This window comes from Escherichia sp. MOD1-EC5990, from assembly GCF_002965285.1.
Lineage (GTDB): Bacteria > Pseudomonadota > Gammaproteobacteria > Enterobacterales > Enterobacteriaceae > Escherichia > Escherichia coli_F.
The window spans coordinates 59,463-83,654 of the sequence record NZ_PTRV01000018.1; the positions used below are offsets into that span (position 1 = coordinate 59,463).

Genomic DNA, 24,192 nt, shown 5'->3' on the forward strand with positions numbered 1-24,192 from the left:
TCGGTGTTGTCGGATGCACGACCCGTAGGCCGGATAAGGCGCTCGCGCCGCATCCGGCAGTGTTTACCCACGCTGGCTCAAAATCGCTTTCTCATAAGCCCGCACGCTTTCCAGCCATTCGCTACCCGCTGGGGTATCGTGACGCTGACAATACATTTCCCACACCGCCTGCCACGGCAACGATTTCTGCTCTTCCAGTAGCGCCAGACGCGCAGTGTAATCGCCCGCTGCTTCCAGCTTGCGCAGCTCAGCGGTAGGTTCCAGCAACGCACGCAGCAGGGCTTTTTTCATATTGCGTGTACCAATGACCCATGCGGCAATGCGGTTGATAGAGGCATCAAAGAAATCGAGACCGATATGTACCCGGTCGAACAGATCGTGACGAACAATCTCACTGGCAATCGCCTGAGTTTCATCATCCAGTAGCACTACGTGATCGCTGTCCCAGCGAACCGGACGGCTGACGTGCAGCAGCAACTGCGGCACATACAGCATGGCGGCGGAAATCTTGTCGGAAATCACTTCAGTTGGGTGGAAATGTCCGGCATCCAGGCACAGCGCCGTCTGGCGGCTGGTGGCATACCCCATGTAAAACTCATTGGAGCCAACCGTGTAGCTCTCCGCGCCAATACCAAACAATTTGCTCTCAACGGCGTCGATATGGTGCGCCGGATCCAGCTTCTCGCTGATCACCTCATCCAGAGCTGCCAGCAGACGCTGACGCGGGGCGAGACGGTCAACGGTGATATCTTTCATGCCATCCGGGATCCAGATGTTCATCACCGACGGTGTGCCAAGTTGCTCGCCAAAATAGGCTGAAACACGGCGGCTGGCCTTGCAGTGATCAATCCAGAACTGGCGAATACTGTCGTCGGCATGGGAAAGCGTAAAGCCATCGGCGCTTAGCGGATGCGAAAAACAGGAGGGGTTAAAATCCAGACCGAGCTGATTGGTTTTCGCCCATTCAACCCAGTTTTTGAAGTGCTCTGGTTTGATTTGGTCGCGCGCGACTGGCGTATCTGATTCCAGATAGATGGCATGTAAATTAAGCCGTTTCGGACCCGGAATCAGCCGCATAGCTTGTTCCAGATCGGCACGTAGCTCGCTGGCATTACGCGCTTTGCCCGGATAATTGCCAGTAGCCTGAATCCCACCGGTCAGCGAACCTTCCGGGTTTTCAAAACCGGAAACATCATCGCCCTGCCAGCAGTGCATTGAAACGGGTAAACGATCAAGTTGGCGCAGCGCCTCCTCGACATCAATCCCCACCGCCGCGAAACGCTGTTTCGCCAGCTCCCAGGCCTGTTCCAGTTGAGTGGTCATGCGCAAAGCTCCTTTGTCTGTCGTGTAGAGTGAATCCGCGCCACATAGTGGGCAATTTCACTGTCAGGATTAGGGGTAAAGGTGGTCAGATTCGCGGTGGTGCTGACGACCTGACGGAAATCATCCACATTGTTGAGTTCATCCAGCGTCATTAACTGGATGCCGATATTGCCGAGCGTCGAGGCTTCAACAGGCCCGGCGATCACCCGAATACCGCAGGCATCAGCACATAACTGGTTGAGCAGCGCGTTCTGGCAGCCACCGCCGACAATATGCAGTTGTGAGAAATCTTCACCGCGCAGTTGCGCCAGCTCATGCAACACATCGGCATACAGCAGCGCCAGACTGTCGAAAATACAGCGCGCCAGTTCAGCATCACTTTCCGGGATTGGTTGCGCCGTTTCCCGACACGCAGCCTGAATTTCGCTGCACATCTCGTCAGGATTAATAAAGCGATCGTCATTGGGATTGATGGTGAAGCGGCAAGCCGGCAGTGCCTGTGTCGCGGCGATAAGCGCCGGAAGATCGTTGATTTTCCGCTCCTGAAGCACCCGCTGAAGCAGCCATAAGCCCATAATATTTTTCAGCACCCGATAGCGACCTTCCGCCCCGCCTTCATTGGTGATGTTGGCTGCCAGCGCCGTGTCATTGGTAAATGGTGTCTGGCTTTCGAAGCCCATCAATGACCAGGTGCCAGAAGAGAGATACGCAGCGCGGGAACCGTTTAACGGCGAGGCGATAACCGCGCTGGCGGTATCATGGCTGGCAACGGCGACGACAGGAATTGCATTACCTTGCGGGCAAATCCAGTGACCAATGACATTACCCGGATGTGTCGGGCGACCAAACCAGGCTTTGTTGGCCCCGCTCCACGCCAGTAGCGTTTCGTCCCAGTCGTCGCTATTGATATTGACCAGTTGCGTGGTGGTGGCGTTGGTATATTCCCAGTTCATCTTGCCGGTCAGGCGATAACTGAAGTAATCCGGCATCAGCAGAGCGTGAGCAATGTGTGGAATAAGCTCAGGTTGTTGCTCCGTCAGCGCACGCAACTGATAAAGCGTATTGAAGGGTAGAAATTGTATGCCGCTACGCTGATAAATATCGCGTTTGCCGAGTTGCTGTTGTGCCTGCGTCATCAGACCATGGGTGCGGCTATCGCGATAAGCAACGGGCAGACCCACACGCTTACCCTGTAGGTCGAGCAGCACAAAGTCCACGCCCCAGGTATCAATCCCAATGCTATCGATACGAATCCCTTGCTCGCACACCTTGTTTAATCCAAGGCGAATGGCACTTTCCAGGCTATCCACATCCCAGGTGACATAACCGTTCTGGCTATGCAGGCCATTGTTAAAACGATGGATTTCGCGCAGCGTCAGGCTGCGGCATTCACGCTCGTAACGCGCCAGCATCACGCGCCCACTGGATGCGCCGAGATCGACGGCGACACAATTGCGAAAGGTCATAATGTGATCCTGCTGAATTTCATTACGACCAGTCTAAAAAGCGCCTGAATACGCGACCTTCTCGTTACTGACAGGAAAATGGGCCATTGGCAACCAGGGAAAGATGAACGTGATGATGTTCACAATTTGCTGAATTGTGGTGATGTGATGCTTACCGCATTTCCTGAAAATTCACGCTGTATCTTGAAAAATCGACGTTTTTTACGTGGTTTTCCGTCGAAAATTTAAGGTAAGAACCTGACCTCGTGATTACTATTTCGCCGTGTTGACGACATCATGAGGCCAGTATGACCGTATTACATAGTGTGGATTTTTTTCCGTCTGGTAACGCGTCCGTGGCGATAGAACCCCGGCTCCCGCAGGCGGATTTTCCTGAACATCATCATGATTTTCATGAAATTGTGATTGTCGAACATGGCACGGGTATTCATGTGTTTAATGGGCAGCCCTATACCATCACCGGTGGGACTGTCTGTTTCGTACGCGATCATGATCGGCATCTGTATGAACATACCGATAATCTGTGTCTGACCAATGTACTGTATCGCTCGCCGGATCGATTTCAGTTTCTCGCCGGGCTGAATCAGTTGCTGCCACAAGAGCAGGATGGGCAGTATCCGTCTCACTGGCGCGTTAACCACAGCGTGTTGCAGCAGGTGCGACAGCTGGTTGCACAGATGGAACAGCAGGAAGGGGAAAATGATTTACCCTCGACCGCCAGTCGCGAGATCTTGTTTATGCAATTACTGCTCTTGCTGCGTAAAAGCAGTTTGCAGGAGAACCTGGAAAACAGCGCATCACGTCTCAACTTGCTTCTGGCCTGGCTGGAGGACCATTTTGCCGATGAGGTAAATTGGGATGCCGTGGCGGATCAATTTTCTCTTTCGCTGCGTACGCTACATCGACAGCTTAAGCAGAAAACGGGACTGACGCCTCAGCGTTACCTGAACCGCCTGCGACTGATGAAAGCCCGACATCTGCTACGCCACAGCGAGGCCAGCGTTACTGACATCGCCTATCGCTGCGGATTTAGTGACAGTAACCACTTTTCGACGCTTTTTCGCCGAGAGTTTAACTGGTCACCGCGTGATATTCGCCAGGGACGGGATGGCTTTCTGCAATAACGCGAATCTTCTCAACGTATTTGTTCGCCATATTGCGAATAATCAACTTCGTTCTCTGGCCGAGGTAGCCACGGTGGCGCATCAGTTAAAACTTCTCAAAGATGATTTTTTTGCCAGCGACCAGCAGGCAGTCGCTGTGGCTGACCGTTATCCGCAAGATGTCTTTGCCGAACATACACATGATTTTTGTGAGCTGGTGATTGTCTGGCGCGGTAATGGTCTGCATGTGCTCAACGATCGCCCTTATCGCATTACCCGTGGCGATCTCTTTTACATTCATGCTGACGATAAACACTCCTACGCTTCCGTTAACGATCTGGTTTTGCAGAATATTATTTATTGCCCGGAGCGGCTGAAGCTGAATCTTGACTGGCAGGGGGCGATTCCGGGATTTAGCGCCAGCGCAGGGCAACCACACTGGCGCTTAGGTAGCATGGGGATGGCACAGGCGCGGCAGGTTATCGGTCAGCTTGAGCATGAAAGTAGTCAGCATGTGCCGTTTGCTAACGAAATGGCAGAGTTGCTGTTCGGGCAGTTGGTGATGTTGCTGAATCGCCATCGTTACACCAGTGATTCGTTGCCGCCAACATCCAGCGAAACGTTGCTGGATAAGCTGATTACCCGGCTGGCGGCCAGCCTGAAAAGTCCCTTTGCGCTGGATGAATTTTGTGATGAGGCATCGTGCAGTGAGCGCGTTTTGCGTCAGCAATTTCGCCAGCAGACTGGAATGACCATCAATCAATATCTGCGGCAGGTCAGAGTGTGTCATGCGCAATATCTTCTCCAGCATAGCCGCCTGTTAATCAGTGATATTTCAACCGAATGTGGCTTTGAAGATAGTAACTATTTTTCGGTGGTGTTTACCCGGGAAGCCGGGATGACGCCCAGCCAGTGGCGTCATCTCAATTCGCAGAAAGATTAATTCGCCATGCCCATGCCGACGATGTTGGCGGCGACAATAATCACCACACAGCCGAGGCTCAACACCGTTACCGGACGGCGACCTGCATTGTTCCACTCTTTCAGCACCAGCCCGACGATACCGCCGCACAATACATAGAAGCTCATATGCAGCATCCAGCTGATGTAGTCATACTGCGCCGGAATGCGGGCGTGGCCCCAGGCATAGAAAAAGAATTGCAGATACCACATCAAACCGCCCAGTGCCGAGAGTAACACGTTGTGAATGATCAGCGGTTTTGCCAGCGAAAAGTCGGCTTTTAGCGACAAATCCTTCACTTTTGCCAGACGAATGAAGCAGAAACCGAGGTTGATGATCGCGCTGCCTCCCATGATGACAACATAGCTTGGCAGAGCGACATACAGTGGATCGACGCCCAGTGCGGCAGCTGCTTCATGCATCGGTTTTGCGGCGTTCATCGCAAAGGACATCCCGGCAGAGAAAATGCCGCACATCACCGCCAGCACCAGCCCTTTTTTCAGGTTGAACTCTTCGGCTTTTATGCCCATCTTGCGCTCTTTCAACTGCCCGGCGCGAGTTACAATCCCTACGCCAATCAGCGCCACCAGAACGCCGAGCAACGTCATGCGTCCGCCTTCGGTATTAATCAGAACATCGAAATTGCCGTTGATAATTGGCGTCATCAGCGTACCGACAATCAACGTAATGCCAATGGCGATGCCAATTCCCATCGACATGCCGAGATAACGCATGGTCAGGCCGTAGTTGATATTACCGATCCCCCACATAGCGCCGAACAGAAAAACAGGCAGCAGCGTAGAGAGACTAAACGAGCTGTAATACGCCCAGAAATTCGGTAGTAACAGGGCGCTGATGGCCCACGGCAGAATAATCCACGAAACAATCCCACCGACTGACCACATGGTTTCCCATGACCATTTCTTTACTTTTTTGAACGGCGCGTAAAAACAGGCTGCACTGGCCGCGCCGATCAAATGCCAAAATATCCCCATCGTAATCGCGTTACTCATCTTCTTATCCTCATCATTTTTCGTCGCGTCACATCTCCGACGAGATGAGTGTAAAAATCGTGCTGTCGATTAACCTTTCGCCTGTTGCCGCCGTTGTCGATTTACTGGCAATCACGGCATTAAGTGGGTGATTTGCTTCACATCTCGGGCATTTTCCTGCAAAACCATACCCTTACGAAAAGTACGGCATTGATAATCATTTTCAATATCATTTAATTAACTATAATGAACCAACTGCTTACGCGGCATTAACAATCGGCCGCCCGACAATACTGGAGATGAATATGAGCTATACCCTGCCATCCCTGCCGTATGCTTACGATGCCCTGGAACCGCACTTCGATAAGCAGACCATGGAAATCCACCACACCAAACACCATCAGACCTACGTCAACAACGCCAACGCGGCGCTGGAAAGCCTGCCAGAATTTGCCAACCTGCCGGTTGAAGAGCTGATCACCAAACTGGACCAGCTGCCAGCAGACAAGAAAACCGTACTGCGCAACAACGCTGGCGGTCACGCTAACCACAGCCTGTTCTGGAAAGGTTTGAAAAAAGGCACCACCTTACAGGGTGACCTGAAAGCGGCTATCGAACGTGACTTCGGCTCCGTTGATAACTTCAAAGCAGAATTTGAGAAAGCGGCAGCTTCCCGCTTTGGTTCCGGCTGGGCATGGCTGGTGCTGAAAGGCGATAAACTGGCGGTGGTTTCTACTGCTAACCAGGACTCCCCGCTGATGGGTGAAGCTATTTCTGGCGCTTCCGGCTTCCCGATTCTGGGCCTGGATGTGTGGGAACATGCTTACTACCTGAAATTCCAGAACCGCCGTCCTGACTACATCAAAGAGTTCTGGAACGTGGTGAACTGGGACGAAGCAGCGGCACGTTTCGCGGCGAAAAAATAATCATTTGCCGCCTGCTGCAATGAGGCGTTTACGCCGCATATCAGCTTAAAAAATGAACCATCGCCAACGGCGGTGGTTTTTTTGTGATCAATTTCAAAATAAAAACAATGATCCGATAAAAATAAAACAGTGTTTCAATTGATGTGGTTTTGATCACTTTTATTGATTAAATGAATGTCTATCTTCGTTTTCATCAACACTGATGCTCCGTTGAGGAATTACGCATCAGCCCTTAAAAATATGCCGACAGGTGATGGAAATGCAGATAAAACGCTCGATTGAAAAAATCCCGGGGGGGATGATGCTCGTCCCGCTATTCCTTGGCGCACTGTGCCACACCTTCTCGCCGGGGGCGGGGAAATATTTTGGATCATTCACCAACGGGATGATTACCGGTACGGTGCCCATTCTGGCGGTGTGGTTTTTTTGCATGGGGGCGTCAATAAAATTAAGCGCGACGGGAACGGTATTGCGTAAATCCGGTACGCTGGTGGTAACAAAAATTGCCGTCGCGTGGGTGGTTGCGGCAATTGCCTCGCGCATTATTCCGGAACATGGTGTTGAAGTTGGATTCTTTGCCGGACTTTCAACGCTGGCGCTGGTGGCGGCGATGGATATGACCAACGGCGGACTTTACGCTTCCATCATGCAGCAGTACGGTACGAAAGAAGAAGCTGGGGCATTTGTGTTGATGTCATTGGAGTCCGGGCCGCTCATGACGATGATTATCCTGGGCACTGCCGGGATTGCCTCGTTTGAACCGCATGTTTTCGTCGGCGCAGTGTTACCGTTCCTGGTGGGCTTTGCCCTTGGGAACCTTGACCCTGAATTACGAGAATTTTTCAGCAAAGCGGTGCAGACGCTGATTCCATTCTTTGCCTTCGCGCTGGGCAATACCATTGATTTGACTGTAATTGCCCAGACAGGTTTGCTGGGGATCCTGTTGGGTGTGGCAGTAATTATCGTGACCGGTATTCCGTTGATTATCGCCGATAAATTGATTGGCGGTGGCGATGGCACTGCCGGAATTGCCGCTTCCAGTTCCGCAGGGGCGGCGGTAGCGACACCTGTGCTGATTGCAGAAATGGTGCCTGCGTTTAAACCGATGGCTCCGGCAGCAACTTCGCTGGTCGCGACGGCGGTCATTGTGACTTCGATTCTGGTGCCAATCCTTACCTCTATCTGGTCACGTAAAGTCAAAGCCAGAGTGGCGAAAATCGAAATTTTAGGCACGGTAAAATAAACCTGCTTCCTTAATCCCCACAGCCGGATGAACTAACGTTCGTCCGGTTTGCGATTGAGCTCCTGCCTGGATACATACCGCGAAAACAGCACGCCTGACATAAAATAAATATGGTCTAATGGGGAAATTTCTCGTGGAGAGGGAACAGATGCGATATCCGGTTGATGTATACACGGGCAAGATTCAGGCTTATCCCGAAGGCAAACCCAGCGCAATTGCCAAAATCCAGGTTGATGGCGAATTGATGCTTACAGAGCTGGGGCTGGAAGGTGACGAGCAGGCAGAGAAAGTCGTTCACGGTGGGCCAGACAGGGCGCTGTGTCATTATCCTCGCGAACATTATCTCTACTGGGCGCGGGAATTTCCTGAACAGGCGGAGTTGTTTGTTGCGCCTGCGTTTGGCGAAAATCTCTCAACCGACGGTCTGACGGAAAGTAATGTTTATATTGGCGATATTTTCCGCTGGGGAGAGGCATTAATTCAGGTCAGCCAGCCACGCTCCCCTTGCTATAAACTCAATTACCATTTTGATATCAGCGATATAGCGCAGTTGATGCAAAACACGGGTAAAGTGGGATGGTTGTATAGCGTGATTGCGCCAGGGTTGGTATCTGCTGATGCGCCGCTGGAGTTGGTTTCCCGTGTCAGCGATTTGACCGTGCAGGAGGCTGCTGCCATCGCATGGCATATGCCGTTTGATGACGAGCAGTATCACCGTTTACTCTCCGCTGCCGGGTTATCGAAAAGCTGGACGCGAACGATGCAGAAGCGCCGACTGAGCGGCAAAATCGAAGATTTTTCACGGCGGTTGTGGGGAAAATAACCCCCGGAGAGTAGGCCTGATAAGACGCTATCAGCGTCGCATCAGGCATCCTGCTCAAACGCCGGATGCGGCGTAAACGCCTTATCCGGCCTACAAATGCGGAGTTTAACTCCGCTTATACAGCGGCAGCCAAATCACCAGTCGTAAACCACCCAGCGGGCTGTCTTCCGCTTTAACCCAGCCACGATGCTGCTGGATGGCGGTTTCGACAATCGCCAGCCCAAGACCTGTACCGCCAGATTCACGATCGCGCGCTTCATCGGTGCGATAGAACGGACGGAAAATCTGCTCGCGATCTTCCGGGCTAACGCCAGGACCATCGTCGTCCACCGTAATGGTGATACCATCTTTATCTACCGCAAAGCCCACCTCAATCTTCGTATGGGAATAACGCAGAGCATTACGAACAATGTTTTCCAGCGCACTTTCCAGAGCGTTCGGGTTGCCATACAGAGGCCACGGCCCAGGCGGGAAGTTAACCGTAAACGACTTGCCCATTTGTTCCGCTTCGAACGCCGCGTTATCCAGCACTTCACCCCACAACTGGTTAGCTTTCAATGTCTCGCTCACCAGCGCGTTTTTCTGCTGATTACGTGACATCACCAACAGGTCGTTGATCATGCTGTCCAGACGCTGGGCTTCGGTTTCAATACGCTCCAGTTCCTTGCTTTCACCACTACGACGGCGCAATAACGCCGTACCCAGTTGCAGGCGCGTCAGTGGCGTGCGCAGTTCGTGAGAGATATCAGAAAGCAGGCGCTGCTGGGAGGTCATCATACGTTCCAGTGCGGTGACCATCTGGTTAAAACTGGCACCAGCGGCAAGGAATTCCTGTGGCCCCGCTTCAAGTTCCGGGTGCTGGCGTAAGTTTCCCTGGGCAACTTCATCGGCCGCGTTTTTCAGCTTACGCGCCGGTTTTGCCAGACTCCAGGCCAACCACAACAGCAGCGGCGTACTGACCAGCATGGTGACAATCAGCAGTAATAGCGGGCGGTCAAACAGTAAGTTAATGAAATCGGATTGAGAACTGCTGGCCGGACGAATCAGATAAAGTTGGTAATTATCTTCGCCATCACGCACTGAGAACGGACCGACCAGTTCCACGCGGCCATACTTTTTCTTCTGCGGATGATCGGCGTTATCGGCCTGACCAATAAAGTTACGAATGATCTGCATTTCGCTGCGTTCAGCGCCGATCACGCGGCCCTCGGTGGTCACCAATAACAAACGCTGTCCTGGCGGTGCCCACTTATCAATCGCCCGGAACAGACGCCGCCACCACATTAAATCGTTGGGCGGATCGTTCGCCAGTTCCGCTTCGACATGCTGCTCAATCATCAGCCCCTGACGCTGTTCGCTATCCAGAAGCTCGGTCATCTGGCGTGAATCGAGCTTGGGTAACATCAAAACCAACATCAACACCAGCGCCAGCGTCAGCCAGAAGATGGCGAAGATGCGCGCGGTTAAGCTGCCTATCATGAAGCAGAAACCATCAGATAGCCGCGACCACGCAAGGTTTTAAACCACGGGTGACCATCTTTACGATCCGGCAGTTTACGACGCAGGTTGGAAATGTGCATATCGATAGCGCGGTCGAAAGGCGTCAGGCGTTTGCCCAGCACTTCCTGGCTTAAATGCTCACGGGAAACCACCTGACCCAGATGCTGTGCCAGCAAATAGAGCAGGGTAAACTCAGTGCCGGTTAACTCCAGCGTTTGCCCGTCGAAGCTGGCTTCCTGACGGCCTGGATTCAGCACTAAGGCATCAACTTCCAGTGTCGGTGAACCGTTGTCGTTGTTTTGCTGTTGCTCGCTCCAGTGCGAACGGCGCAGGATCGCGCGAATACGTGCCACCAGCTCACGATCATTAAACGGTTTCGGGAGATAGTCATCTGCGCCCAGCTCAAGGCCGAGAACGCGATCAAGTTCACTGCCGCGCGCCGTCAACATAATGACAGGCGTCTGGTGTGTCTGGCGAAGTGCTTTTAATGTGTCGATACCATTTTTCTTCGGCATCATGACATCAAGCAAAAGTAAATCAATGCTGTCGTCCAGAAGATCAAGCGCCTGCTCCCCATCGTGGGCAACAATCACGTTGAAGCCTTCCATCTCGAGCAGCTCCTTTAACAGGGAAGTCAGCTCTCGGTCATCATCAACTAACAGGATTTTATTCATTGTTTAAATACCTCCGAGGCAGAAATTACGTCATCAGACGTCGCTAATCCATGACTTTACGTTGTTTTACACCCCCTGACGCATGTTTGCAGCCTGAATCGTAAACTCTCTATCGTTGAATCGCGACAGAAAGATTTTGGGAGCAAATGATGCGCATAGTTACCGCTGCCGTCATGGCCTCAACGCTGGCAGTCAGTTCATTAAGCCACGCTGCTGAAGTCGGTTCAGGCGATAACTGGCATCCGGGTGAAGAACTTACGCAGCGCAGTACGCAGAGCCATATGTTCGACGGCATAAGTTTAACCGAACATCAGCGTCAGCAGATGCGAGATCTTATGCAACAGGCCCGGCACGAACAGCCGCCTGTTAATGTTAGCGAACTGGAGACAATGCATCGCCTTGTCACCGCAGAAAATTTTGATGAAAACGCTGTGCGCGCACAGGCAGAAAAAATGGCGAATGAGCAAATTGCTCGTCAGGTTGAGATGGCAAAAGTCCGCAACCAAATGTATCGCCTGTTAACGCCGGAGCAGCAAGCGGTTTTAAACGAGAAACATCAACAACGAATGGAGCAGTTGCGCGACGTGACGCAATGGCAAAAAAGTTCATCGTTGAAGCTATTGAGTAGTAGCAACTCACGTTCCCAGTAGTAAACCCTGTTTTCCTTGCCATAGACACCATCCCTGTCTTCCCCCACATGATGTGGGGGTTTTTTTTATCCTCAATTTGCCTACTGCTTAATGCATTGCAGATGATTTGCTTCCGTTATACTACCGTCAGTTGATAGCGGGAGTATTTATGAATCAATCTTATGGACGGCTGGTCAGTCGGGCGGCGATTGCTGCAACGGCGATGGCTTCGCTGCTATTGCTGATTAAAATTTTTGCATGGTGGTATACCGGGTCGGTGAGTATTCTCGCCGCGCTGGTGGATTCGCTGGTGGATATCGGCGCGTCGTTGACGAATTTACTGGTGGTGCGATATTCCCTGCAACCTGCCGACGATAATCACTCGTTTGGTCACGGTAAAGCTGAGTCCCTCGCGGCGCTGGCGCAAAGTATGTTTATCTCCGGTTCGGCACTATTCCTGTTTTTGACGGGTATTCAACATCTGGTATCTCCAACACCGATGACAGATCCAGGCGTCGGGGTTATCGTAACAATTGTGGCGCTAATTTGTACGATTATCCTTGTCTCATTTCAGCGGTGGGTGGTGCGCCGGACGCAAAGCCAGGCGGTGCGGGCTGATATGCTACATTACCAGTCTGATGTTATGATGAACGGCGCAATTCTGCTGGCGCTGGGGTTGTCCTGGTACGGCTGGCATCGCGCCGATGCTCTGTTTGCATTGGGAATCGGCATCTATATTTTATATAGCGCGTTACGCATGGGATATGAGGCGGTACAGTCATTACTGGATCGCGCATTACCTGATGAGGAACGGCAAGAAATTATTGATATCGTGACTTCCTGGCCGGGTGTTAGCGGCGCTCACGATCTTCGCACGCGGCAGTCAGGGCCGACCCGCTTTATTCAGATTCATTTGGAAATGGAAGACTCTCTGCCTTTGGTTCAGGCACATATGGTGGCGGATCAGGTAGAGCAGGCTATTTTACGGCGTTTTCCGGGATCGGATGTGATTATCCATCAGGACCCCTGTTCCGTCGTACCCAGGGAGGGTAAACGGTCTATGCTTTCATAATCAGTATAAAAGAGAGCCAGACCCGCATTTTGTGTATAAAATACCGCCATTTGGCCTGACCTGAATCAATTCAGCAGGAAGTGATTGTTATACTATTTGCACATTCGTTGGATCACTTCGATGTGCAAGAAGACTTCCGGCAACAGATTTCATTTTGCATTCCAAAGTTCAGAGGTAGTCATGATTAAGAAAATCGGTGTGTTGACAAGCGGCGGTGATGCGCCAGGCATGAACGCCGCAATTCGCGGGGTTGTTCGTTCTGCGCTGACAGAAGGTCTGGAAGTAATGGGTATTTATGACGGCTATCTGGGTCTGTATGAAGACCGTATGGTACAGCTAGACCGTTACAGCGTATCTGACATGATTAACCGTGGCGGTACGTTCCTCGGTTCTGCACGCTTCCCGGAATTCCGCGACGAGAACATCCGCGCTGTGGCTATCGAAAACCTGAAAAAACGTGGTATCGACGCGCTGGTGGTTATCGGCGGTGACGGTTCCTACATGGGTGCAATGCGTCTGACCGAAATGGGCTTCCCGTGCATCGGCCTGCCGGGCACTATCGACAACGACATCAAAGGCACTGACTACACTATCGGTTTCTTCACTGCGCTGAGCACCGTTGTAGAAGCGATCGACCGTCTGCGTGACACCTCTTCTTCTCACCAGCGTATTTCCGTGGTGGAAGTGATGGGTCGTTATTGTGGCGATCTGACCCTGGCTGCGGCCATTGCCGGTGGCTGTGAATTCGTTGTAGTTCCGGAAGTTGAATTCAGCCGTGAAGACCTGGTAAACGAAATCAAAGCGGGTATCGCGAAAGGTAAAAAACACGCGATCGTGGCGATTACTGAACACATGTGTGATGTTGACGAACTGGCGCATTTCATCGAGAAAGAAACTGGTCGTGAAACCCGTGCAACTGTGTTGGGCCACATTCAGCGTGGTGGTTCTCCGGTGCCTTACGACCGTATTCTGGCTTCCCGTATGGGTGCTTACGCCATTGAACTGCTGCTGGCAGGTTACGGCGGTCGTTGTGTAGGTATCCAGAACGAACAGCTGGTTCACCACGACATCATCGACGCTATCGAAAACATGAAGCGTCCGTTCAAAGGCGACTGGCTGGACTGCGCGAAAAAACTGTATTAATGATTTCGGAAAAAGGCAGATTCCTTTAGCCTGAAACCGATGACAGAAGCAAAAATGCCTGATGCGCTTCGCTTATCAGGCCTACATGAATTCTGCAATTTATTGAATTTGCAAACTTTTGTAGGCCGTGTAAGGCGTTCGCGCCGCATATGGCATGGACAAAGCGCACTTTGTCAGCAATATGAGGCGGATTTCTTCCGCCTTTTTAATCCCCCAACATATACCCGCAAGTTATAGCCAATCTTTTTTTATTCTTTAATGTTTGGTTAACCTTCTGGCACGCTTTGCTCATCACAACACAACATAAGAGAGTCGGGCGATGAACAAGTGGGGCGTAGGGTTAACATTTTTGCTGGCGGCAACCAGCGTTATGGCAAAGGATATTCAGCTTCTTAACGTTTCATATGATCCAACGCGCGAATTGTACGAACAGTACAACAAGGCATTCAGCGCCCACTGGAAACAGCAAACTGGCGATAACGTGGTGATTCGTCAGTCACACGGTGGTTCAGGCAAACAAGCGACGTCGGTAATCAATGGTATTGAAGCTGATGTTGTCACTCTGGCTCTGGCCTATGACGTGGACGCAATTGCGGAACGCGGGCGGATTGATAAAGAGTGGATCAAACGTCTGCCGGATAACTCCGCACCGTACACTTCCACCATTGTTTTCCTGGTACGTAAGGGCAATCCGAAGCAGATCCATGACTGGAACGATCTGATTAAACCGGGTGTTTCGGTGATCACGCCTAATCCGAAAAGCTCTGGTGGCGCGCGCTGGAACTACCTGGCTGCCTGGGGCTACGCGCTGCACCACAACAACAACGATCAGGCAAAAGCGCAGGATTTTGTTCGGGCACTGTATAAAAACGTCGAAGTTCTGGATTCTGGCGCGCGCGGCTCCACTAACACTTTTGTCGAGCGCGGAATTGGCGATGTACTGATTGCCTGGGAAAACGAAGCTCTGCTGGCAGCGAATGAACTGGGGAAAGATAAATTCGAAATCGTCACGCCGAGTGAGTCTATCCTCGCAGAGCCAACCGTGTCGGTGGTCGATAAAGTGGTTGAGAAAAAAGGTACTAAAGAGGTGGCGGAAGCCTACCTGAAATATCTCTACTCGCCAGAAGGTCAGGAAATTGCCGCGAAAAACTACTACCGTCCGCGCGACGCTGAGGTAGCGAAAAAGTACGAAAATGCGTTTCCAAAATTGAAGTTATTCACCATTGATGAAGAGTTCGGCGGCTGGACGAAAGCGCAAAAAGAGCATTTTGCTAACGGCGGTACGTTCGATCAGATCAGCAAACGCTGATTTCCCCAGGATAATTATCAAACCCGGTGGTTTCTCGCGACCGGGTTTTTTATTTGTCACGATTTTGCGTTACCCTTGCATCTCTTTGAGGTACAGGGAAAAAAAGATGAAAAAAGCGGGTCTTCTTTTTTTGGTGATGATAGTTATCGCCGTTGTGGCTGCCGGTATTGGTTACTGGAAATTAACCGGTGAAGAGTCGGATACATTACGTAAGATTGTCCTTGAGGAATGTTTGCCCAATCAGCAGCAAAATCAAAATCCTTCGCCATGTGCGGAAGTCAAACCTAATGCCGGATACGTGGTTTTAAAAGATCTTAATGGCCCACTGCAATATCTGTTGATGCCAACGTATCGTATTAACGGTACTGAAAGTCCTTTGTTGACCGATCCTTCAACGCCGAACTTCTTTTGGTTGGCCTGGCAGGCGCGTGATTTTATGAGCAAAAAATACGGCCAGCCGGTTCCCGATCGCGCGGTTTCTTTAGCGATTAACTCCCGCACCGGACGTACGCAAAACCATTTTCATATTCATATCTCTTGTATTCGCCCTGATGTGCGCGAACAGCTGGATAACAATCTGGCGAACATCAGCAGTCGCTGGTTGCCGCTGCCAGGTGGCTTGCGCGGGCATGAATATCTGGCGCGTCGGGTAACGGAAAGCGAACTGGTACAACGCAGCCCATTTATGATGCTTGCAGAAGAAGTGCCTGAGGCGCGGGAACATATGGGAAGCTACGGGCTGGCGATGGTGCGGCAGAGTGATAATTCGTTTGTGTTGCTGGCGACACAACGAAATCTACTGACGCTAAACCGTGCTTCAGCCGAGGAAATCCAGGATCATCAATGTGAGATTTTGCGTTGAGGCGAGTTAAGTGCCGGATGTGAAATCCGGCACCTGTCAGACTTAAGCCTGTTTAGCCGCTTCTGCAGCTTTAACGATCACTGCGAAAGCGTCAGCTTTCAGAGAAGCACCGCCAACCAGCGCGCCGTCGATGTCTGGCTGAGCAAACAGTTCTGCAGCGTTAGACGCGTTTACAGAGCCGCCGTACTGGATGATCACTTGTTCAGCGATGTTAGCGTCAACTTTAGCGATGTGGTCACGGATGAACTTGTGAACAGCCTGTGCCTGCGCCGGAGTTGCCGATTTGCCAGTACCGATTGCCCATACTGGTTCGTAAGCGATTACCGCACCTTCGAATGCTGCAGCACCCTGAGTTTTCAGTACCGCGTCGATCTGACGTGCACAAACTTCTTCAGTTTTGCCCGCTTCGTTTTCAGCTTCGGTTTCACCGATGCACAGAACCGGAGTCAGACCCTGCTCTTTCAGCACCGCGAATTTTTTCGCGATCAGTTCGTCAGACTCTTTGTGGTAAGTACGACGTTCAGAGTGGCCGATGATGATGTACTGTGCGCCGATGTCTTTCAGCATAGCAGCAGAGGTTTCACCGGTGAATGCGCCGGACAGGTTCAGGTCCACGTTTTGCGCACCCAGCATGATGTGGCTGCCTTCAGCTTCGCGCTTCGCCATATCGATGTACATTTCCGGTGGTGCGATTGCAACCGCACAGCCAGCAACACCTGCCAGCTCTTTACGCAGGTTAGAAACCAGCTCGTGAACCATGTGGCGGCTGCCGTTCAGTTTCCAGTTACCCATCACTAAAGGATGTCGCATTTTAATTCTCCACGCTTATAAGCGAATAAAGGAAGATGGCCGCCCCGCAGGGCAGCAGGTCTGTGAAACAGTATAGAGATTCATCGGCACAAAGGCTTTGCTTTTTGTCATTTATTCAAACCTTCAAGCGATTCAGATAGCGCCAGCTTAATCGGTTCAACAGCGAAGGTCAGCCCCTTTTCGCCGTTGTCCGCGACAACATAACGCAGTGCACCTTCGGTCTCGGTGTAATAACGTTTGTTTTTCCCCGCCGTTAGTAGCGACTGCAGTTTTTTCTGGCTTTGTGTTTTGGTCATTAATGGGGTGAGTGTGCGGATCACCGCTGCCATGTATTCCTGAGCTTTCGCTTTCGCGGCTTTTTGCTCTGGCCCCTGGATGGGTAGCCAGGTCATTTGAATGCTTTTGATTTTTAAGGTACCGCGCTCCAGCGCTGTAGAAGCATACAAGTTCTCATTAATTTTACTTGCAGCACGAGTGAGATTGGCTTTGTCGGGACTGCTGTCGATGGCACGAAATTCGTTCAGTGGCAGGCTGGGGTTCTGGCTGTTAAAGTCTTCTCGAAACTGGCTGATGGAGAGATCGAAAGTAGGGGCTCCAGCCAGCAGATAAGGCGCGGTCGTTGCCGTATCTGGTGTTTGTGCATGCGCCGCTGTTGTAACGGTTAATGCAGAACATAAGAGAAAAAACAGCGTACACCCTGGCTTCATTGACAGTACCTTTTGTTATGACTGGCTCTGATTAAAACGATATCTGTCGCCCTTGTCAAAAGGGTAGAATCCTGGAAAAGACAACCATCAAGGAACTTACATGACCATACAGCAATGGTTATTTTCATTTAAAGGGCGTATTGGACGCCGTGATTTCTGGATTTGGATAGGCCTGTGGTTCGCAGGCATGCTGGTGCTTTTCTCACTGGCGGGTAAAAATTTACTCGATATTCAGACCGCGGCGTTTTGCCTTGTGTGCTTGCTTTGGCCAACAGCGGCAGTAACCGTTAAGCGCTTGCATGATCGCGGGCGTTCCGGCGCATGGGCATTTCTGATGATTGTGGCGTGGATGCTGCTGGCGGGTAACTGGGCGATTTTACCTGGTGTCTGGCAATGGGCGGTGGGGCGTTTTGTCCCGACGTTGATTCTGGTGATGATGTTTATCGATCTTGGTGCGTTTGTTGGCACACAAGGCGAAAATAAATATGGTAAAGATACTCAGGATGTGAAGTATAAAGCCGACAATAAATCAAGTAATTAACCTTTAATATATCTCTTACTGCTATTTTTTTCCGGGTTTGTTATTTCCACGTTGAAAATGACAATGCCCGGAAAATCCTTCTGAGCTCTTCACCTTAAGCAATATCAAAAAAAATGGTAATCCATAAGATCATTACTTGTTTGTTCTTCCCTTAACGGCGCATTATTCTTAAGTCGTAATCGACAGAGAGGCGAATATACAGAGGTGCCCTATGAAAGATGTCGTAGATAAATGCAGTACTAAAGGATGTGCGATTGATATCGGTACGGTGATTGATAACGACAACTGTACCAGTAAGTTTTCGCGCTTTTTTGCCACCCGCGAAGAAGCAGAGTCCTTTATGACTAAACTGAAAGAGCTTGCCACCGCTGCATCCTCTGCGGATGAAGGGGCCAGCGTGGCCTATAAGATTAAGGATCTGGAGGGGCAAGTTGAACTTGATGCGGCCTTCACCTTCTCATGCCAGGCCGAGATGATTATTTTTGAGTTATCACTGCGTTCGTTAGCTTGATGGAGTTGCTTTAGAAGGAGTTAAACATGGCTTATAAACACATTGGCGTGGCAATTTCCGGGAATGAAGAAGATGCCTTACTGGTGAATAAAGCCCTGGAGCTCGCCAGACATAATGACGCTCACCTGACGTTAATTCATATTGATGATGGCTTAAGCGAGTTGTATCCGGGTATCTACTTCCCTGCAACAGAGGATATTCTTCAATTGTTGAAGAATAAGTCGGATAACAAGCTGTATAAACTGACGAAAAATATTCAATGGCCGAAGACAAAACTGCGTATTGAACGTGGGGAAATGCCGGAAACACTGCTGGATATTATGCAACAAGAGCAGTGCGACCTCCTTGTCTGTGGTCATCACCACTCATTTATCAACCGTTTGATGCCGGCATACCGCGGGATGATCAATAAGTTGAAAGCGGATCTGCTCATCGTGCCGTTTATCGATAAGTAACCGCTTACCAGTAATGCTCCGCTGTCATATGGCCCGGTCGACGACGTAAATGTTTCGTCATCTGCCGGGTTTCTTTTAGCAACTGTTGCGTATCGCGAACCATCTGTGGATTGCCGCACAGCATCACATGGCTGGTTTCTTTATCCATCGGCAAGCCCACCGCACTTTCCAGTTCACCACTTTCAATTAACGCCGGTATTCGCCCGGTGAGCGAACCCGCCGCCGTTTCCCGACTGACCACCGTCTGAATGCGCAGTTTCCCTTCGTAGCGTTTTTCCAGTTCTTGCATCAGTGGCAGATAACTTAAGTCGGCGGCATAACGTGCGGCGTGAACCAGAACCAGATTTTTGAAGCGATCTAAATCTTTGCCCAGTTGCAGAATTGATAAATAAGGGCCAATCGCTGTACCGGTTGCCAGCATCCATAGCGTTTCGCAATCTGGTACTTCATCCAGCACAAAGAAGCCAGCTGCTTCGCTAACCACCTGCACTTCATCGCCCGGTTTCAGTGCCGCCAGTCGTGGGCTTAATTTGCCATCGGGGACGGTCACCAGGTAAAACTCCAGATCGGGATTATCAGGAGAGTTAACGTAGGAATAGGCACGCTGGACGCGTTCGCCGTCAATTTCAAGGCCTAGTTTGGTGAATTGCCCGGCAGTAAATGGAAGCACGGGAGCGTGAACGGTGAGACTAAACAGGGCGTCGGTCCAGTTCTGCACTTTAGTGACTTTGCCTGTTACCCAATCAGCCATGTTTTTCTCCTGTTTTGATTGACTTGCCTTATCTTCGTTCTCCGAACAAAAAAATTCCAGTCCCGAAGGACTGGAAGGCTCAATCGATCAAATCACTCAGAGAATGTGCACCTGCATTTCCGGGTCTTTACGATCCAGATAGTGGATGGATTGAATGCGACGAATGGTGCGTGATTTACCGCGGATCAGCAGTGTTTCGGTGGTGGCGATATTGCCTTTGCGGCTAATACCTTCCAGCAGATCACCTTTGGTGATGCCAGTGGCAGAAAAGATGACGTTGTCGCTGCGCGCCATATCGCCCAGACGCAACACTTTACCCGCTTCGATGCCCATCGCTTTGCAGCGCGCCAGCTCCTGCTCGCCAATGCGGCGATTTTCTTCGTTGTCGCCTTTGACGTCATGACGTGCCAGCAGACGACCATTCATGTCGCCATCTAATGCGCGGATCACCGCCGCAGAAACCACGCCTTCCGGCGCGCCACCAATGCCATACAGCACGTCAACTTCGCTGTCTGGCATACAGGTGAGAATCGAGGCCGCAACGTCACCATCCGGAATGGCAAACACGCGCACGCCGAGTTGCTGCATTTCTGCGATAACGGCATCGTGGCGTGGTTTCGCCAGAATCGTTACCGTCAGTTCGCTTAACGGTTTGCCGAGCGCCGCCGCAACATTGCGCAGGTTATCCGCCAGCGGCAGGTTCAGATCAATGGTGCCTTTGGCTCCCGGTCCGACGATCAGCTTCTCCATATACATATCTGGCGCGTTGAGGAAGCAGCCTTTATCGCCTACTGCCAGCACCGCCAGCGCGTTAGCCTGGCCCATCGCCGTCATGCGCGTGCCTTCAATCGGATCAACAGCAATATCTACCGCATCACCGCGACCGGTACCGACTTTTTCACCAATGTAGAGCATCGGTGCTTCGTCGATTTCACCTTCACCAATGACGATGGTACCGTCAATGTTGACCTGGTTGAGCATAATGCGCATGGCGTTAACCGCTGCGCCGTCCGCGGTGTTTTTATCGCCGCGTCCTAACCATTTGTAGCCAGCCAGCGCCGCAGATTCGGTGACGCGGGAAAATTCGATGGCAAGTTCTCGTCTCATAGCAAACTCTAAGCAGTAAGGAATGGCGCGAAGTGTAGCACAGGGGAAGGGCGGGATTATTGATGTGTGCGGGGGTTGCCCCCGCACGATTTCAGAGTCTACGACATGCCGGATGCGGCGTGAACGCCTTATCCGGCCTACACAAAATGGCATCGGCTCGTAGGCCTGATAAGACGCGTAAGCGTCGCATCAGGCGATCAGTATCAGGCAATTGGTTCAGATGCCTGATATTACTCGTCGTGTTCTTCCCACGCCATCGCGCGTTTGACCGCTTTTTTCCAGCCTGCGTAACGGTAATTACGCTCGGTGGTTTCGATGCCAGGACGGAACTCGCGCTCAATCACCGCTTTCTCTTGCAGCTCGTCGAGGTTCTGCCAGAAGCCAACCGCCAGACCAGCAAGATAGGCCGCACCCAATGCGGTGACTTCGCGCACTTCCGGGCGCTCAACGCGCGTGCCGAGAATATCGGACTGGAACTGCATCAGGAAATTGTTCGCCACTGCGCCGCCATCCACGCGCAGGGCGTGCAGACGAATACCAGAATCGGCCTGCATCGCTTCCAGCACGTCACGCGTCTGATAAGCAATAGACTCCAGCGTCGCGCGTATAATGTGGTTAGCGTTCACTCCACGAGTCAGACCGAAAATCGCCCCGCGCGCATACGGATCCCAGTACGGCGCACCCAGCCCGGTAAACGCCGGAACCACATACACACCGTTGGTGTTTTGCACTTTCGTGGCAAAGTATTCGGAATCGTAGGCGTCGTTAATCAACTTCATCTCATCACGCAGCCACTGAATGGATGCGCCCGCCATAAACACCGCACCTTCCAGCGCATAGTTTACTTCGCCAGTTGGGCCACAGGCGATGGTGGTCAGCAGGCCGTTTTCTGATTTCACCGCTTTCTCGCCGGTGTTCATCAGCATAAAGCAGCCAGTGCCGTAGGTATTCTTCGCCATCCCTTCTTTCACGCACAACTGACCAAACAGCGCCGCCTGCTGGTCACCGGCGATCCCGGAGATTGGAATACGCGTGCCGCCTTTGCCGCCAATGTTAGTCTGACCGTACACTTCGGAAGAACGACGCACTTCTGGCAGCATCTCGCGCGGAATATCCAGCACTTCCAGCATTTTGTCGTCCCAGTTCAGGGTATGGATGTTGAACAACATGGTACGAGAGGCGTTGGTGTAATCGGTCACATGGACACGGCCCTGAGTCATTTTCCAGATAAGCCACGTATCAACCGTACCAAACAGCAATTCACCACGACGTGCACGCTCGCGAGAGCCTTCCACATGGTCGAGGATCCACTTCACTTTGGTGCCAGAGAAGTACGGGTCAATCACCAGACCGGTATTGCTGCGGATATAATCTTCTAAACCGTCACGTTTTAAATGCTCGCAGATTTCTGCGGTACGACGGCACTGCCAGACAATGGCGTTATAGATAGGCTTGCCGGTTTCTTTTTCCCAGACAATAGTGGTTTCACGTTGATTCGTAATACCGATAGCTGCAATTTGATCGGAACTGATATCGGCTTTCGCCAGCACTTCTACCAGCGTGGAGCTTTGGGTGGCCCAGATTTCCATTGGGTCGTGTTCTACCCAGCCTGGTTTTGGGTAGATTTGCTCAAATTCGCGCTGTGACACGCTAATGATATTGGCATCGTGATCCATTACGACCGCGCGGGAGCTGGTGGTGCCCTGGTCGAGCGCAACGATATATTTTTTTTCAGTCATGTTTAATTGTCCCGTAGTCATATTACAGCGAAGCTTTTTGTTCTGAAGGAGTTGTGGTCTCCTTTTCTTCCACAACACAGATATCGCAAGGCAAATGGCGACCAATCAGTTTGCGATAGGCAAATGCACCTACAATCGCGCCAACGATAGGGCCAAAAAGCGGCACCAGGAAGTAAGGAATGTCTCTGCCGCCGGTAAAGGCGACATTGCCCCAGCCCGCCAGCCAGGCAAAGACTTTCGGACCGAAGTCACGCGCTGGGTTCATGGCAAAGCCCGTCAATGGGCCCATAGATGCGCCAATGACCGCAATCAGTAGACCAATCAGCAAGGGAGCCAAAGGGCCGCGTGGTACACCGTTGCCATCGTCCGTTAACGCCAGGATCAGCCCCATCAGAATAGCGGTAATCACCATCTCAACTGCGAAAGCCTGCACAAAATTGATATGAGGATTCGGGTAAGTAGAGAAAGTACCAGCCAGATCAACACTTTCAACGCTGCCGCGAACAATGTGATGAGTCTGCTCGAAGTCGAAAAATAAATTGTAGTAAAGCCCGTAAACTAAAGCCGCAGCACAGAAAGCGCCGGCAACTTGTGAAACGATAAAAGGAATAACTTTGCGCTTGTCGAAACAGGCAAACAGCCACAATGCAATGGTAACAGCGGGATTAAGATGCGCGCCGGAAACCCCTGCGGTCAGGTAGATGGCCATTGCCACCCCCAGTCCCCAAATGACACTGATTTCCCACTGACCAAAAGACGCACCAGCGACTTTTAGTGCTGCAACGCAACCCACACCGAAAAAAATCAACAACCCGGTACCGAGGAATTCAGCAATGCACTGGCCTTTCAAGGTTGATGTTTGACTCATAATCGGATCCTGAAGAGTTAATGTTTGTTGTATGCGTGAAAGTCACGGACCTCCACGATGCTTGTAGGCATGCTGTAAACTTATCGTTAACGAGCAAAAACGAGAAATATCGAACTTAAAATGTGTGTGCTTCGTCATAAAATGAGCGTTATCGCGCCATTTATTCCATCTGATTGTACATGATGCATGTTTGTTAGATCATTCGCGCAACAAATTTATTAACATTTTCGATTTGCGTGGATTATGTCTCCAGGAGAAGGATGAAAAGTGTGGCAAACCGTAATCTGCAAGGCGTGCCGCTGGACAGCGATGGCGCGGCTTCATACAATCGGAGCTAACTAAAGTGCGCTCGTATTTATTAAGGCGTCACCGGTAATCGGGACGAGGATTTTTTATCCATCAACGCCTTGCAATTCAGGAGAGGTATGACAATGTCATTAGAAGTGTTTGAGAAACTGGAAGCAAAAGTACAGCAGGCGATTGATACCATCACTCTGTTGCAGATGGAAATCGAAGAGCTGAAAGAAAAAAACAACTCACTGTCGCAGGAAGTTCAAAATGCCCAGCATCAGCGCGAAGAGCTGGAGCGTGAGAACAACCATCTGAAAGAACAGCAGAACGGCTGGCAGGAACGTCTGCAGGCCCTGCTGGGTCGCATGGAAGAGGTTTAATCTCTT

General features: G+C 51.3%; 25 protein-coding genes. 14 read left to right on the top strand and 11 right to left on the bottom strand.

From position 1 onward, the window contains the following. Window positions 1–63: 63 nt before the first annotated feature. On the bottom strand, window positions 64–1,323 hold the full coding sequence (gene rhaA, locus BEB42_RS18800; RefSeq protein ID WP_001353714.1) for an L-rhamnose isomerase: 1,260 nt from the start codon (window positions 1,321–1,323) through the stop codon (window positions 64–66). Next, window positions 1,320–2,789 (bottom strand): rhamnulokinase, encoded by a 1,470-nt coding sequence (gene rhaB, locus BEB42_RS18805; RefSeq protein WP_000144092.1) that lies wholly within the window; start codon window positions 2,787–2,789, stop codon window positions 1,320–1,322. Before rhaB ends, rhaA begins: the two co-directional genes overlap by 4 nt. Before the next feature lie 287 nt (window positions 2,790–3,076). Between rhaB and rhaS the strand changes: the two genes are divergently transcribed. After that, window positions 3,077–3,913: an HTH-type transcriptional activator RhaS gene (rhaS, locus tag BEB42_RS18810; protein WP_000217153.1), complete on the top strand. Its 837-nt coding sequence runs from the start codon at window positions 3,077–3,079 to the stop codon at window positions 3,911–3,913. A gap of 73 nt (window positions 3,914–3,986) precedes the next feature. Next, window positions 3,987–4,835, top strand: coding sequence for an HTH-type transcriptional activator RhaR (rhaR, locus tag BEB42_RS18815; RefSeq protein ID WP_024218703.1), 849 nt, complete (start codon window positions 3,987–3,989; stop codon window positions 4,833–4,835). Here the strand turns inward: rhaR and rhaT are convergent. Continuing rightward, a complete protein-coding gene (gene rhaT, locus BEB42_RS18820) occupies window positions 4,832–5,866 on the bottom strand; it encodes an L-rhamnose/proton symporter RhaT (RefSeq protein ID WP_105267491.1) in 1,035 nt (344 codons plus the stop codon). The two genes, rhaR and rhaT, sit on opposite strands and share 4 nt — an antisense overlap. Before the next feature lie 284 nt (window positions 5,867–6,150). Here rhaT and sodA point away from each other — a divergent pair, with 284 nt between their 5' ends. The 3 genes from sodA (at window position 6,151) to yiiM (ending at window position 8,837) form a co-directional block, all read left to right on the top strand. Next, a complete protein-coding gene (gene sodA / locus BEB42_RS18825; RefSeq protein ID WP_001297064.1) occupies window positions 6,151–6,771 on the top strand; it encodes a superoxide dismutase [Mn] in 621 nt (206 codons plus the stop codon). 259 nt (window positions 6,772–7,030) lie between these two features. Beyond that, complete coding sequence (gene kdgT / locus BEB42_RS18835; protein WP_001166064.1) at window positions 7,031–8,014, top strand: 2-keto-3-deoxygluconate transporter; 984 nt, start codon at window positions 7,031–7,033, stop codon at window positions 8,012–8,014. Window positions 8,015–8,162: 148 nt separating this feature from the next. Beyond that, on the top strand, window positions 8,163–8,837 hold the full coding sequence (yiiM, locus tag BEB42_RS18840; RefSeq protein WP_001270279.1) for a 6-hydroxyaminopurine reductase: 675 nt from the start codon (window positions 8,163–8,165) through the stop codon (window positions 8,835–8,837). Window positions 8,838–8,942: 105 nt separating this feature from the next. Here the strand turns inward: yiiM and cpxA are convergent, their stop codons facing one another. Both cpxA and cpxR read right to left on the bottom strand, forming a co-directional pair. After that, on the bottom strand, window positions 8,943–10,316 hold the full coding sequence (cpxA, locus tag BEB42_RS18845; RefSeq protein WP_000580426.1) for an envelope stress sensor histidine kinase CpxA: 1,374 nt from the start codon (window positions 10,314–10,316) through the stop codon (window positions 8,943–8,945). Then, the gene (gene cpxR / locus BEB42_RS18850; RefSeq protein WP_001033722.1) at window positions 10,313–11,011 is read right to left on the bottom strand and encodes an envelope stress response regulator transcription factor CpxR; all 699 of its coding nucleotides are present in this window, start codon (window positions 11,009–11,011) and stop codon (window positions 10,313–10,315) included. The genes cpxA and cpxR overlap by 4 nt, the downstream gene beginning before the upstream one ends. A 149-nt stretch (window positions 11,012–11,160) precedes the next feature. On the opposite strand from cpxR, the gene cpxP reads away from it, so the two are divergent. The 5 genes from cpxP (at window position 11,161) to cdh (ending at window position 16,026) form a co-directional block, all read left to right on the top strand. After that, window positions 11,161–11,661, top strand: coding sequence for a cell-envelope stress modulator CpxP (gene cpxP, locus BEB42_RS18855; RefSeq protein ID WP_001223800.1), 501 nt, complete (start codon window positions 11,161–11,163; stop codon window positions 11,659–11,661). Between the two features lie 148 nt (window positions 11,662–11,809). Further along, window positions 11,810–12,712: a CDF family cation-efflux transporter FieF gene (gene fieF, locus BEB42_RS18860; protein WP_001076748.1), complete on the top strand. Its 903-nt coding sequence runs from the start codon at window positions 11,810–11,812 to the stop codon at window positions 12,710–12,712. 180 nt (window positions 12,713–12,892) lie between these two features. Continuing rightward, window positions 12,893–13,855, top strand: a complete 963-nt coding sequence (gene pfkA / locus BEB42_RS18865) for a 6-phosphofructokinase (protein ID WP_001318165.1) — start codon at window positions 12,893–12,895, stop codon at window positions 13,853–13,855. A 319-nt stretch (window positions 13,856–14,174) separates the two neighbouring features. Next, entirely contained in the window at window positions 14,175–15,164 is a 990-nt protein-coding gene (sbp, locus tag BEB42_RS18870; protein WP_001045689.1) for a sulfate/thiosulfate ABC transporter substrate-binding protein Sbp, read from the top strand. 106 nt (window positions 15,165–15,270) lie between these two features. After that, window positions 15,271–16,026: a CDP-diacylglycerol diphosphatase gene (cdh, locus tag BEB42_RS18875; protein WP_000708998.1), complete on the top strand. Its 756-nt coding sequence runs from the start codon at window positions 15,271–15,273 to the stop codon at window positions 16,024–16,026. 42 nt (window positions 16,027–16,068) lie between these two features. On the opposite strand, the gene tpiA is transcribed toward cdh, so the two are convergent. After that, the gene (gene tpiA, locus BEB42_RS18880) at window positions 16,069–16,836 is read right to left on the bottom strand and encodes a triose-phosphate isomerase (RefSeq protein WP_001216325.1); all 768 of its coding nucleotides are present in this window, start codon (window positions 16,834–16,836) and stop codon (window positions 16,069–16,071) included. A 107-nt stretch (window positions 16,837–16,943) separates the two neighbouring features. Next, on the bottom strand, window positions 16,944–17,543 hold the full coding sequence (locus BEB42_RS18885) for a YiiQ family protein (protein ID WP_000802214.1): 600 nt from the start codon (window positions 17,541–17,543) through the stop codon (window positions 16,944–16,946). Between the two features lie 100 nt (window positions 17,544–17,643). Here BEB42_RS18885 and BEB42_RS18890 point away from each other — a divergent pair, with 100 nt between their 5' ends. From BEB42_RS18890 to uspD, 3 genes are all read left to right on the top strand, one after another. After that, entirely contained in the window at window positions 17,644–18,084 is a 441-nt protein-coding gene (locus tag BEB42_RS18890; RefSeq protein WP_000155253.1) for a DUF805 domain-containing protein, read from the top strand. Between the two features lie 211 nt (window positions 18,085–18,295). After that, window positions 18,296–18,595: a DUF406 domain-containing protein gene (locus BEB42_RS18895; protein ID WP_000655991.1), complete on the top strand. Its 300-nt coding sequence runs from the start codon at window positions 18,296–18,298 to the stop codon at window positions 18,593–18,595. 26 nt (window positions 18,596–18,621) lie between these two features. Then, window positions 18,622–19,050 carry a universal stress protein UspD gene (gene uspD, locus BEB42_RS18900; RefSeq protein WP_000323553.1) on the top strand — a complete coding sequence of 143 codons (429 nt, stop codon included), beginning with the start codon at window positions 18,622–18,624 and terminating at the stop codon, window positions 19,048–19,050. Window positions 19,051–19,054: 4 nt separating this feature from the next. On the opposite strand, the gene fpr is transcribed toward uspD, so the two are convergent. The 4 genes from fpr to glpF form a co-directional block, all read right to left on the bottom strand. Then, the gene (gene fpr / locus BEB42_RS18905; protein WP_000796321.1) at window positions 19,055–19,801 is read right to left on the bottom strand and encodes a ferredoxin--NADP(+) reductase; all 747 of its coding nucleotides are present in this window, start codon (window positions 19,799–19,801) and stop codon (window positions 19,055–19,057) included. Window positions 19,802–19,897: 96 nt separating this feature from the next. After that, the gene (gene glpX / locus BEB42_RS18910) at window positions 19,898–20,908 is read right to left on the bottom strand and encodes a class II fructose-bisphosphatase (RefSeq protein WP_001250644.1); all 1,011 of its coding nucleotides are present in this window, start codon (window positions 20,906–20,908) and stop codon (window positions 19,898–19,900) included. A 230-nt stretch (window positions 20,909–21,138) separates the two neighbouring features. Then, window positions 21,139–22,647, bottom strand: coding sequence for a glycerol kinase GlpK (glpK, locus tag BEB42_RS18915; RefSeq protein WP_105267492.1), 1,509 nt, complete (start codon window positions 22,645–22,647; stop codon window positions 21,139–21,141). Between the two features lie 22 nt (window positions 22,648–22,669). Beyond that, window positions 22,670–23,515 (bottom strand): glycerol uptake facilitator protein GlpF, encoded by an 846-nt coding sequence (glpF, locus tag BEB42_RS18920; protein WP_000084268.1) that lies wholly within the window; start codon window positions 23,513–23,515, stop codon window positions 22,670–22,672. Between the two features lie 425 nt (window positions 23,516–23,940). Here glpF and zapB point away from each other — a divergent pair, with 425 nt between their 5' ends. Continuing rightward, the gene (gene zapB / locus BEB42_RS18925) at window positions 23,941–24,186 is read left to right on the top strand and encodes a septal ring assembly protein ZapB (protein WP_001296623.1); all 246 of its coding nucleotides are present in this window, start codon (window positions 23,941–23,943) and stop codon (window positions 24,184–24,186) included. The last annotated feature ends 6 nt before the right edge of the window (window positions 24,187–24,192 follow it).